This window comes from Psychrobacter sp. WY6, from assembly GCF_018448495.1.
GTDB lineage: Bacteria > Pseudomonadota > Gammaproteobacteria > Pseudomonadales > Moraxellaceae > Psychrobacter.
The window spans coordinates 2521994-2534233 of the sequence record NZ_CP049902.1 but is presented as its reverse complement, the minus strand read 5'-3'; the positions used below and the strand labels follow the sequence as shown (position 1 = coordinate 2534233).

The window sequence follows — 12240 nt, the reverse complement described above, 5'->3', positions numbered from 1 at the left end:
ATGGGAGATTATTTTGCAAAAATTATTATTAGTTGGGGCGTTGTTTTTTGGAGTCACTTTTATATTTGGATCATTAGGGGCATTTCTTGAAGGAAGTTTAATCGCTGGATTATTAATGCTAATTGGAGGAATTTTACTATTACCCCCTGTTAAACGATTGATTATAGATAAAAACCCCAGTTTAAGCAGAGGTAAAATCACAGCAGTAGGATCTATCTTGATATTTATCAATGTTCTTTGTTTCATCAGATGATGCAAAAAAACTGATGGCAATGAAGATCAAGCAGTAACTAGAAAATCAGTAGAAGCGAAGACCGAGCAGAACGTTACAAAGCCTAAACCTAGTACAGAAGTTGAATCTTCTACTGAGGTTGTTACAAAAGAACAGTCGGTTGAAGTTACTAATGATAAACAAGCTAAGATAAATAAGATAATGGAAGTGGGTATTACGCTTGGAATAACACCAGAGGAATACGGTAATAAGTTTAACAAACTCACCAAACAGCAGGTCTAAAGAAAACGGTTTGGAGTGATGTTGGCTTGAATTTGAATAAGCAAGAGTATCTTGATACTTTCGTTGTAAATTATCCTTCTGACATAACATTAGTGGGAGCTGTAGATAAAACGGAGAGCTTAAAAGCTTAGAATATCAAATCAATACCAGTGACTTAAATACGACTAACGCTGCAAGTATAGGTTTGATCTTTTCGTTCTTATCTGGAGCATCAACTAGTATATTAAGTCCTGATCTGTCAGATGATGAAGCATTGGCATTTGCGGCTGAACTTATAGGAAATACAGTTACTGAGTTTTCCAAGACAGAGGAACCTCAAATAAAAGTTGAGATTAAGGGCGATAAAGCTTATATGGTTGAAGCTAATCAATTCATGCTTACGTTTAGAGTAGAGCCTGAAGCAAGCGACAATCACAAGGACTAATAATATCAAAACAATCCCTGATTGAATGTATAACAAGCAAGGCTACTCACGATTACGTGACTGCAACTTACCTGAAAGCGACCATGCCATATCTGCGCGTAATAGCTGCGCTTGTTCAGACTTACCACTACTGAACGATGACCATTGCGGTTTACCACGAGCTTTTTTTAGCTCACTGGGCAATTTATGTGTCGGCCATGGTGTGACAGTGGCGCTTTCGTCATCTAACGACTGTTCAATACTGGATTTCTCACCTTTATACAGCAATTGCGTGGCATCAGTTGCAGCATGACCACGATGGCGCAATGCTGTCAATAAATCTATGGCTCGAGTGGCCAGCAAGGTTAGGGTAGCAGGGTCGATATACAAACGTTTTACCCCAGTGATTCTATCGGCAATACTACTGGTATTAGATAACAGCCCACCTGCGATACCACCAATGGCAGCACCCAACCCCAAGGTTGTACCAAGAGCGGCCGCATCAATCCCTAAGCCTAATAGTGCACCAGCTGCTGCTCCAGAAGTGGTGCGTATGCCATAGCTTTTTAGCAGTTCAGGGTCAAACGGATCTTGTTGATAGGCTTTTAGCTCAAGCGGCGTTGCAGCTACGTCATTGTCATAAAATTTATATAAATTGAGCAAGTTGTTCTGCATCGCCCGTTCGCTCTGTCTGACCGCTTCTTGCATTTGCTGTAATACTGGCATTGGGTCATCATCTTCACTAATCTCACGAACAAAAGCAGCAACATTGATTAAAAATCAGCAATGATAATGTTGGCCTCGTCATTTAGCTGTGCCCAGTCTTCAGTGCGGCGCGCCATTAATTGCTCAAGCATCTCTGAGTGGGTGAGCATGGTGGCTAAATTTTGCCATAGACGCATTTCATCGTTAAATTCAAAGGCAACAGAATCAAAGCGCGTTGAGATATGTAAATTACGTCTTGCCAGCATGGTCTGCCACTCATCTATATTGGCATCCTGAGCGTCAGTGAAATTAAATACTGGCATCACAGGAATCGCTGCCCAAGATAAAATAGCTAACTCGTCTTTATATTTACCGAGTACCGGCTCACGTGCATCGACGACATAAATGACCATATCACTTGCCAGCAGCTGCCGAATCACTTTGGCCTCTTGGCTATAGTCCTCATTGCTATTTATATTTAGCGCATCACCACCTTGGGCAATGTCTGCTGCCAAAAACTGTTGCAAACGCTCAATGCCATCACGCCGACTGGCGGTATTGTCCTCTAACCAATCCATCAATCCTGACGCATCTTCTAAACCCGGTGTGTCATACAATACCACCAACACTTCGCCCGTTTGGTTGTCTGTTAATTTGGCTTGCTCTACATGACGGGTAGTTGCGGCTTCGTTTTTGACTTCACCAAAATAGACGTCACGCAATAGTGTACGCAGTATGGATGTCTTGCCCGTATTGGTATGACCAACGACGGCCAATTTTAGCGGTTCACCACTGGCGATGGTTTTCCTTGTCATACTTGTCGTTGTTGATAAAGATTGATTGTCTTGAGTTTCCACTGACTCAGTTACAGCTGATTTTAAAGTGCTGTTTGCGTTATTAGGGGTTGCCTCATAAGCCTTATCTGCAAAGAGACCAGCAGGCTTATTGTGTTCATAATTATCTTTTTTATTATCATTATTCATAATATCGTCTTATATTTATTAATGATCAAAACATACATTGGCTTTTATTGTAGAACAAATTGTGTGCTATTTCGGTATTACTACTGACCATCTGTCTTAAGTAACTGATAATCCCAGTTTGGCTAGTCAATCAAGTATTCACTAGACCAATGTTGCGGGCAGAGAGTGCGGTTTGCCACTGCTGATAACGAACATCTTGATAGTCTGCAACCTGATTGGTTAACTCTAAAGCGCTTGAATCACTCAGCAGCTGCACAATGAGCCCATCTTTTGCATGGCGGGCGATTTGATCAAGTTTACGCAATGTGCCACGGTCAGGTAAGGCTTTATGATGAATACCAAGTAAGACCTGCACTGGGTGACTGTCTAAATACGTCTTCAAACGTGCCATATCGTCACGATCATCAACGATACCGAAATTCTCTATCTCGCTATTATTAATATTGGCATCCAGACCTGCAAGCCACCAGTTATCCTGCTCTGCTGGATACTCAAGCAAAGCAACCAGCTTCTTGCCAGCACTGACCGCTGCTTTTGGCGCAATAGGCGCAGGCACTTCATTAAAGTCATCAGCATCTACCACCTGACGTTGCCAAAAGTTTAAAATCTTTTGATAATAAGGCTGCTTGATGTCCAAACGCATCTTTTTACGACGGAACATCAATGCGCAAAACGCCCAAGCAATCGCTCTTGGCACAATACCGTACATCAGCAAACTACCAACCAATAAGCCTGCCCATTGCCGCGCAACAGTCAATGGCATCGCATCAGTCACCAAGCGACTCTGTACGATAGCGGTGCTGTCTGGCACATCGAATCCCACCATACTTGGTAACCAGCCGAGTACCTGTGTCAAGGTAATTAGCGCTTGATCGGATAGTAAAGTCGACTCCCAGCTAAAGCTATACTGACGCACAATCAACAGGAAAATAATCGCTAGCAGCATGCCCGTCAACGTTGCCAGCCATAACTGATGACTAAATCGCCCCAAATACCAGCGCATCCCGCTATGCTGTAATTGGCGCTCGTACAAGTCGACAGCCGCCTTGGTAACATCGTCTTTACCACGTATCAGATAACTGGGACTGACAAAATTGGCAAACCAATTCGAAGACTGCTTGCCTTGATTAATCAGGGTCATCACCAGCCAGCCTAACAGCATAATAGTATGAAAACCCAGCAAGCAAACCAATACATAAAAGAAATTCACCACATTGGTCTGTAGTAAGGTGAATAAGCCCAAAAATCCCGAGAGACACCACACCACGCTCATGACTACCATGATGCCTTTGATACGCCCGTCAATTTTGCCCAATACTCGTGCCAGCGCACCGTTACTATCGATACGTGAGGCTCGGCGGTGCAATTTTTGAATGGGTTTGCCATCCTCACCTTGTAGTTTTTCCGTGATAAGTAGCGGGTCAGTGGCAAAGACATGTTGCTGCGTCTCAAGCGTGCGTACCAACTCAGTCAATTGATCTTGGGGTGATAGCATAATGCGATAACATCCATATAAAGGCGTTTATGTAGGAGACAATTCTTGATTATTGTAGCGTATATATGAGGACACGCCTTCGCCAAATGTTAAAAAATGAACATTTATTAAGCATTTTTATCATGGTAAAGACAATAAAAATCAGCCAAAATGAATAATGAACGAAATGATAATGACAATAGTGTAAAAAAACAGAGGGTGAAAAAACGCTGTTAAAGAAAATCCAGAAAAGGAATCATCATGAATAACAGAACGTATCTAATCGTTGGTGGTACAGGCGGCATTGGTAGAGCGATGATTGAGCAATTAGTAGATGGCACTGCCAGTGGCAATAAGGATGAGAATGCGAATACCGATAATGGTGGAAAACAAGATATCCATATATTTGCCACTTATCATCGAAACATACCTGATTTTGAGGCTGACAATCTGCATTGGATATCCATGAACCTCTGCGACGAACAGAGTATCCAACAAGCAGCCGAGGTTATTCAGCAGCAAACCACTCATATTGATTGGATTATCAATTGTGCAGGGTTATTACATACGGCGACGCAGCAGCCAGAAAAAGCGCTGCGTCAAGTTGAGACTGATTTCTTTTTACAAAACATGCAAGTGAATGCCTTAGCCAGCTTACTCATTGCCAAGCATTTTAGACCACTATTAGCCAAATCTGCGCGTAGTAATGACAAGCCCGCAATCTTTGCGACGATATCCGCGCGCGTTGGCAGTATCAGTGACAATCAGCTGGGGGATGGTATAGCTATCGTATGAGTAAAGCGGCACTCAATATGGGCATGAAAAACCTGAGTATTGAATGGAGTCGCTCGCTTAAAGACGTGTGCGTGGTTGTCATGCAACCAGGAACGGTAAATACGCAACTATCCGCCCCTTTTCAAGGTAATGTGGCTGAAGGTCAGTTGTTCTCGCCAGCCTACAGCGCAGAATGCTTATTAGAAGTGCTTAACCGTATGACGGCGTTGCAATCAGGCAGTTTTGTTGACTGGGCAGGGGAATCCATACCTTGGTAGTTTTTAGAAACTAGCTATTAATGGATAAAAAAAGGCGTGTCGTTGTCATTATATAAAGACAATAACACGCGCTATGTTATTGATAAGATAAAGGTAATTTTCAAATAGGCAAATGCTTAATTTGCCATAAACAAGTTCATAAACTCATGTACAGGAGTGTGCTCTAAGCAGGTTTGATCGCTACAAAGCGCAAAAATATCCTGACAGCGACTGTCGATAAAACGCGTTGCTAAACTGGCACGAAACTTGGCTTCTAATACAGGAATACCTTCTTTGCGGCGGCGCTTATGTCCGATAGGGTATTCGACAACAACCTTGTCGGTACTGCTACCATCTTTAAAAAATATCTGAATGGCATTGGCAATCGAGCGCTTGCTTGGGTCATGGTAATCTTTTGAATAACCCGCATCTTCTTCTACGATCATTTTGCGGCGTAGACCATCAATTAAAAGATGGTGCTGTGCATGATAATCGTCTTCATAATTTTCTGCCATTAAATCGCCAGTTAGCAGAGGCACCGCGACCATATATTGCAAACAATGATCGCGATCCGCAGGGTTGGCCAATGTGCCTTCTTTAGAGATGATTCTAATCGCGGATTCATGAGTGGTCAGGACAATTTTTTCAATATCGTCGATTCTGTCATCAATGCGTGGATGTAAAATCACCGCTGCCTCACAAGCAGTCTGCGCATGAAACTCGGCAGGAAAGCTTAACTTAAATAAGATATTTTCCATCACGTAACTGCCAAACTCACGCTGGAAAGTAAAACGGCGCTCGTTTGCAGGTTTAAGGGCTAAGTCTTTATTGGTATGGCTAAACAATACATCATAAAACCCCCACTGCGGTGCAGAGAGTGCCCCAGGGATACCCATTTCACCGCGACGGGTAATATCAACCAAGCGTACTGCGCGACTGGTAGCGTCGCCTGCCGCCCAAGATTTACGGCTACCGGCATTGGGTGCATGACGATAGGTGCGCAGTGCCTGACCATCGACGATCGCCTGCGAGATGGCAGCCATGATACGCTCACGTGGCAATTTATATAGCTTGGCGACCACAGCGGTAGAGGCCAATTTAACTAAAAACACATGGTCAAGACCCACACGGTTGAATGAGTTTTCGAGTGCAATTACCCCCTGAATCTCATGCGCCATAATCATAGCCTCAAGCACCTCACGCATGGTTAATGGCTGATGATTGCGACTAACATTTTGTTGGCTGATATAATCGGCGACTGCTAGGATACCGCCTAAATTGTCCGAAGGGTGTCCCCATTCAGCAGCCAGCCACGTGTCATTATAATCGAGCCAGCGCACCATACAGCCGATATCAAAGGCGGCTTTGATAGGATCTAGGCTGTGGGTTGTACCCGGAACGCGCGCGCCATTAGGTGTGAGCTGATCGGCACAATCAGGACCCAGATGCTTAGTACATTCAGGGAAACGTAGCGCAAGTAGACCACAACCAAGCGTATCCATCAAGCAATGACGCGCAGTATTCCAAGCATCTGCGCTATTGGGGGAGTCGTTATCTATCGAATAATTAAGCACATAATCAGCAATCTTTCGAATCTCAATGTCATATTCTGGACGGACATTGCTTTCTACCGTTGCATCATTTTTATTTGAATGTGTTGTATCTGAATTATCATTTGACATGGTTGTCTCCTCTTCCTTGAGTATGCTACTTCCTTGACCTATTATCTCGGTCACCTTTTTAAATTAGCCATCATTTAAAAGTAGCATACTCAATATGAAACAACCAAACTGAATTATGTTAAAAATTAAAACCTTGCGGCGCGCTTAAATCATCAAATATAGCAGACCTAACACAAATAAAGCCGCCATGATAAACAGCAAAAAACTTAAGACTTTGTTCGTTGTGGAGGCAGACTCAGTACGCTCTTTTGTACTTTGTTTTTCTTGGCAACGTATAGAACCATTTTCACATGCTCTATGTTGTCTTCGAGATAATGATCGCCTTCAGGGACAAACCCCAAGGACTCATAGAAGCTGAGTAAGTAGGCTTGTGCAGAGAGTATAATCGGGCGCTTTTTACCATATTTTTTACGGCAGTGCGCAATGGCATGAATCATCATCTGCCGTGCTATACCGTCACCTCTGTGCTCTGATAATACCAGCACTCTACCGATGGCAGGCATAGCAGTATGATTGGTCTTAATCGTAGGGTCAGCGACCGATAGATTGGATTTTAATTTATTAAATTCAGGCGGAATGATACGGCAGTAGCCTACCAACGCCTCGTTTTGATGCGCGATAAGATGGAGGCAATCAAAGTCCACCTCATCCATATCTTGATAGGCGCAGTTTTGCTCAACCACAAACACTTGTGATCGGGCTTTTAAATATGATAGAGATCAACTGAGGTCAGCTCATCAAAGGTTTTGATAGAAAATTCACAAGTCATAGTGGGCTAGCTTCTGGAAATAGGCGGTAAAAGATTGGCATTATAACGATTTAGGCACACATTAACCATTCCTAACCATTTAGAGTCTGGCTGATTTTATCCAAATTTAAGCTATCCGACATGGCATTGAATATCTCAAAATACTTGCCGTGTTTCTCGTATAGCGCTTCATGCGTACCGGTTTCAACCACGCGACCATCTTCTATCACGACCAAGTCATCCGCATCGATAATTTGGGCAATATTATGCGAGACCATAATCACGGTACGATCTTTTTTGATGAGATCTAGGCTCTTCTTCACTTGTTGGCTGGCGATGGCATCGAGGCTAGCGGTTGGCTCATCCAAAAACACAATGGGTGGATCTTTTAAAAACATCCGTGCCAGCGCGATACGTTGCTGTTGACCACCAGACAATGACTTTGCTGTACTCTCATAGCCTTCTGCTAAATAAATAATTGCTCATGAATGGAGGCTTTTTTTGCTGCAATGATAATATCTTCATCAGTCGCATTCATATCGCCATAGCGGATATTTTCGCTAATCGTCCCCGAAAATATATGATTGCTTTGTAGTACTAAACCGATATTTTGACGCAATTCATGAGTATCGCAGTCGGCTAAATTATGTCCGTCTAGCCATATAGTGCCGCTATCTGGCGCATAAAACTTTACTAATAAGCTAATAATCGTACTCTTGCCAGCACCGCTTAAACCCACCAGCGCAGTAATACGATTGGGCTTGATAGTAAAGCTGACATCTTTTAGCGCTTGCGTGCCATTAGGATATGTGAAATCGACGTTTTTCAGCTCAATATGACCTTTTAAATTTTTACTACTTCTGCCCGTGATATCTTCAACTTGGCTTTCATCTTCTAATATATCAAAGAAGCCTTCAGCGTAAGTCAGGGCGTTATTAATCTGATCATAAATACGATGCAATTGGCGGATAGGGGCGGCGACGTTTTGAAATAGCATGACATGGAATAAAATCATACCGATGGTCATCTCGCCTTTTAAAACAAGTAGGATGTCAGCAGAATGATTACCACCACGCCAATTTGCTCAATAAAAGTTTTTATCGCATCATAAATAAAACCAATACTGCGAATACGCAGCTGATTGTCAGTCATGTCTTTTGAATGGTTAAATGTTTTTCTGCTTCTATCGACTCACGAACAAAGGATTTCACCACGCTGATGGAGTTGATCAAGGAGATAACCAAGCCACTTTTGGCTTCTCGATAGCCACGCATCTGCCGACGGAATCCTTGTAGACGCCGCGCTTGTTTTTGACTGATGAAGAAATATATCGGGATGATAATAAGACCGACCAAGCCTATCCAAAAATTGGTCGAAAACATAATGATGAGTGAGACGATCGCGCTGGCAAATAGCGGTAACATATCGATAAAGAAGTTTTGCACTAAACTGGTTAAGCTACTGACACCATAGTCGATACGCGTTTGCAACTTGCCGCTGTCGTTTTCGCTACTGGTATAAAATGCCATCCGATAGGTGAGGATGCGCTCAATGATTTTTTGTGATAAATCACGTGATAGATTGATACGAATCTTTTCGCCAAAGAAGCGTTGCCCAAACGAGATGAATATCGACAAGATCTCTTTGGTTAAGAGTACCGCACTAATGATGCCGAGCATACGCAAGCCTGCCTGCCATGGCTCGGCAAGCGTGGAAATTTCGGTCAAAGTATCAACGGCATAGCGCAGCACAAAGGCATTGACCTGAGCGGTAAACGAACCCAGCACGGTCAATATCAAAGTGGCAATAATTACTTTATATGGCGCGGCAAAAACGGCAAGCTTTTTGAGGATATCCCATAACAAAGCGCGCCGCTCCGTTTTTTTGAGTGGCGGCTTCTTCTCTAGCGGAGGTTTGTTGAGTGTAGGAATAGTTGGCATAATACCTTATTACAAAGTTACATTAATTACTAAGACGTCTGTTTTTTATTGGGCCTCTAGATTGATTGATATCTTGTGCCAATGTATTTAAATTATCAGTAGGAGGCGCATACACTTGCAAGAGAATGTACTCAACCAGTTCATAAGCATCCATAGTATCGTTCAAACTTAATTCATTATCTGAATGACTGCCAGCGTTACCTAACCATTTCACAGCTTCAAGATGCTCTTTTATAGTTTGATATTTATCTGGTAGATGTTCTTTAATCCTACTATGTAGAGACATTTTTTTACTGTCATCTTTTTTAGAATACAGGTCTACACCTTGATCGGTAAGAACTTCTTCGATAGATATTCTTATTAAGTTGGCTGCTGCAGAAGGAGAGGTAAAGAATAGTTCGAATGACTGATTGAGTAGTTTTTCGATATCAGCAGGTGTATCTTCTGGGATAGTGATTAACTTGAGATTTGGATGGAAAAATAATGGTCGATAGTCGCTATACCAATATTGTGATTGACTACCAAACTCATCGACGTCTATATCAAAATCCACGTTTCCGCGTCCTGTACATACAACTTTACTAGCACATTTATGGTTATTACATTCAAAAATGCAGTGAAAAATATAATCAATCAAGTCTTGATCAAGCTCATGTTTATTCTGCATTTCTTTTGCATCAAGTTCTTCAAATTCTTCAAAGCTATTTTCTTTAATTCGTAAAAGTCCAATATTACACTTAGGGCAATATAATCAGGTGGGTCATCTACGGTAAATCGCCGCTTATATAGATCTCTATTCATTCCTTGATACCTTAATTATTAGTTAAAAGCATCTGCTGGTACAAAGACTTCACCAACCATGATACGTCTTGCCGAGCGGCTCATTGATACTTTTTTAGCCTGCCAGCGTCCATCGACTTGCTCAGTTTTTCCGCCTACTAATAACGTTCCTGATGGATGACCAAAGCGCACTTCACTAAGTTGATTTTTAGATTGACCGCCACCTGCCGCTTCATTGACCAATGTACCCTGTGTCGTTGCTGCCGCTGCTATTGCAACCGCTGCTGTGCCCATCATGGCGTGATGCAGTTGCCCCATACTCATGGCGCGTACGACTAAATTAATCTCATCAGCATTAACAGATTTACCACTAGAGGCGGTATAGCTCTGTGCTGTGCCAACCCAAGCGATTTTAGGAATATGTTGACTGGTTTGCGCTTCACTGACGTCTTTAAACAGCCCCATCGCAACGCCGCCTTTGGCACGGATTTTCTCAAGCTTGGCAAGTAGCTCGCTATTACTATTGATGTCGCCTTGTAGCTCAGTACCGGTAAAGCCCAAATCTTCTGCTTTCATAAAGATGGTTGGGATACCAGCACTAATAAAAGTTGCTTTAACACTATCGCTAGCCAAGCCACAGCCAGATACATCAAAGTCATCGACCAAGTTGCCAGTGGGGAACATATCGCTTGATGAATCAACGGGATCAATAAATTCGATTTTGACTTCAGCAGCAGGGAAGGTCACACCGTCTAATTCAAAATCGCCAGTTTCTTGTACTTGTACGTTACCATTTTCATCTTTGTATACAGGCACGTAGGCGATAATGGTTTTACCGATATTTTCTTGCCAAATACGTACTTCGCAAATGCCAGTATTCGCACTATTTGCGATCTTATCAGTATCGACTAAGCCCATATTGATGGCACAAGCACCTACCGCAGCGGTTAAATTACCACAATTTCCCGCCCAATCAATAATTGGTTTGGCGATATTGACCTGTCCAAACAAGTAGTTCACATCGTGGTCTGATCTAGAAGACTTAGATAAGATGACTGTTTTTGAGGTGCTAGAGCTGCCATTGCTAAGCCGTCGATTTGCTTACCATAAGGATCAGGGCTACCGATAACCCGCAATAGGAAATTATCACGCGACTTGCCAGCGACTTGGCAACGCTGTGGTAAATCAGATAGTTTAAAGAATGTACCTTTTGAGGTACCGCCACGCATATAAGTGGCTGGGACAGAGATTTGTGGAGCAAAAGCAGGGTTTGGTCGGGTCATTTTTTTATTCCTATTATTTTAGTACGATATATTCATCACCGTTTTGAATGACCATTGTTAATGACTCAATAGATTGCGGCGACAACATATTTAAAGACTTACTGGTTTCTTCAGAGCTTTGTGCAGCTGCTTGTTGCAGCCAATAACGTGCTTTTTCTTCATTTTTTCGAACACCCCATCCGTTTAAATAGGCTGCTGCTAAAAAGTTCTGTGCCTGCAGATCGCCTTCTTTTGAGGCAATAGACAAAAGCTTAGCAGCTTTAGTTAAATCTTGCTTGGTACCCCATCCTTTTATATACATAAGGGCTAAAGTTGTCACGGCATGAATAAATCCACTTTCAGCGGACAAACTGTACCAGTAACACGCTGCTACTAAGTCTTGACCGACACCATCACCAGTATGAAATTTAAGCGCCAAGAGATACTGCGAAACTGGGTCGCCTTCATCAATGCCAGGTCTCAAATCGGACTTAGCCACTTCAAGTTGTTCCCGTCGAATTTGTATAATACTATCAACGGATTCTTGTATATCGCGGCCCGTACGTACATTAGAAACCCAACAACCAATAATAATAGCAATAATGACAATGGAAATAGAGACGTCTACCATTGATAAATCAGTGAGACTACTACAACCACTAAGATTCAATACAGAAATCAAAATAATAAAAGTTCTATTGATGTTTTTCATGCCACT

At 42.5% G+C, this 12240-nt stretch carries 8 protein-coding genes and 4 pseudogenes; 4 read left to right on the top strand and 8 right to left on the bottom strand.

Annotation, left to right across the window (positions count from 1 at the left end; translation table 11 throughout):
* Positions 1–13: 13 nt before the first annotated feature.
* On the top strand, positions 14–253 hold the full coding sequence (locus tag G7Y90_RS12630; protein ID WP_250162531.1) for a hypothetical protein: 240 nt from the start codon (positions 14–16) through the stop codon (positions 251–253).
* 514 nt (positions 254–767) lie between these two features.
* Positions 768–938, top strand: coding sequence for a hypothetical protein (locus tag G7Y90_RS12625; protein WP_250162530.1), 171 nt, complete (start codon positions 768–770; stop codon positions 936–938).
* A 42-nt stretch (positions 939–980) separates the two neighbouring features.
* Here the strand turns inward: G7Y90_RS12625 and G7Y90_RS12620 are convergent.
* Positions 981–2605, bottom strand: a pseudogene (locus G7Y90_RS12620) (GTPase/DUF3482 domain-containing protein).
* A 130-nt stretch (positions 2606–2735) separates the two neighbouring features.
* Positions 2736–4100 carry a DUF2868 domain-containing protein gene (locus G7Y90_RS12615; protein ID WP_201560943.1) on the bottom strand — a complete coding sequence of 455 codons (1365 nt, stop codon included), beginning with the start codon at positions 4098–4100 and terminating at the stop codon, positions 2736–2738.
* A gap of 240 nt (positions 4101–4340) precedes the next feature.
* Between G7Y90_RS12615 and G7Y90_RS12610 the strand changes: the two genes are divergently transcribed.
* Positions 4341–4874 (top strand): SDR family NAD(P)-dependent oxidoreductase, encoded by a 534-nt coding sequence (locus tag G7Y90_RS12610; protein WP_250162529.1) that lies wholly within the window; start codon positions 4341–4343, stop codon positions 4872–4874.
* Complete coding sequence (locus tag G7Y90_RS12605) at positions 4871–5131, top strand: Rossmann-fold NAD(P)-binding domain-containing protein (RefSeq protein ID WP_250162528.1); 261 nt, start codon at positions 4871–4873, stop codon at positions 5129–5131. Before G7Y90_RS12610 ends, G7Y90_RS12605 begins: the two co-directional genes overlap by 4 nt.
* 116 nt (positions 5132–5247) lie before the next feature.
* On the opposite strand, the gene G7Y90_RS12600 is transcribed toward G7Y90_RS12605, so the two are convergent.
* The 6 genes and pseudogenes from G7Y90_RS12600 to G7Y90_RS12575 form a co-directional block, all read right to left on the bottom strand.
* On the bottom strand, positions 5248–6792 hold the full coding sequence (locus G7Y90_RS12600; protein ID WP_201560942.1) for a bifunctional 2-methylcitrate dehydratase/aconitate hydratase: 1545 nt from the start codon (positions 6790–6792) through the stop codon (positions 5248–5250).
* Positions 6793–6998: 206 nt separating this feature from the next.
* A complete protein-coding gene (locus G7Y90_RS12595; protein ID WP_250162527.1) occupies positions 6999–7481 on the bottom strand; it encodes a GNAT family N-acetyltransferase in 483 nt (160 codons plus the stop codon).
* Positions 7482–7632: 151 nt separating this feature from the next.
* Positions 7633–9480, bottom strand: a pseudogene (locus tag G7Y90_RS12590) (ABC transporter ATP-binding protein).
* Positions 9481–9502: 22 nt separating this feature from the next.
* Positions 9503–10213, bottom strand: a pseudogene (locus G7Y90_RS12585) (DUF4145 domain-containing protein); the annotation flags it as partial.
* A gap of 86 nt (positions 10214–10299) precedes the next feature.
* A pseudogene (prpF, locus tag G7Y90_RS12580) lies at positions 10300–11543 on the bottom strand (2-methylaconitate cis-trans isomerase PrpF).
* 13 nt (positions 11544–11556) lie between these two features.
* The gene (locus tag G7Y90_RS12575) at positions 11557–12234 is read right to left on the bottom strand and encodes a tetratricopeptide repeat protein (protein WP_201560940.1); all 678 of its coding nucleotides are present in this window, start codon (positions 12232–12234) and stop codon (positions 11557–11559) included.
* Between the last annotated feature and the right edge of the window lie 6 nt (positions 12235–12240).

Excerpts from the sequence above, each read along its gene's own strand:
- G7Y90_RS12610 (WP_250162529.1), top strand. The coding sequence starts at position 4,341 with ATGAATAACAGAACGTATCTAATCGTTGGTGGTACAGGCGGCATTGGT.
- G7Y90_RS12605 (WP_250162528.1), top strand. The coding sequence starts at position 4,871 with ATGAGTAAAGCGGCACTCAATATGGGCATGAAAAACCTGAGTATTGAA.
- G7Y90_RS12615 (WP_201560943.1), bottom strand. The coding sequence starts at position 4,100 with ATGCTATCACCCCAAGATCAATTGACTGAGTTGGTACGCACGCTTGAG.
- G7Y90_RS12575 (WP_201560940.1), bottom strand. The coding sequence starts at position 12,234 with ATGAAAAACATCAATAGAACTTTTATTATTTTGATTTCTGTATTGAAT.
- G7Y90_RS12600 (WP_201560942.1), bottom strand. The coding sequence starts at position 6,792 with ATGTCAAATGATAATTCAGATACAACACATTCAAATAAAAATGATGCA.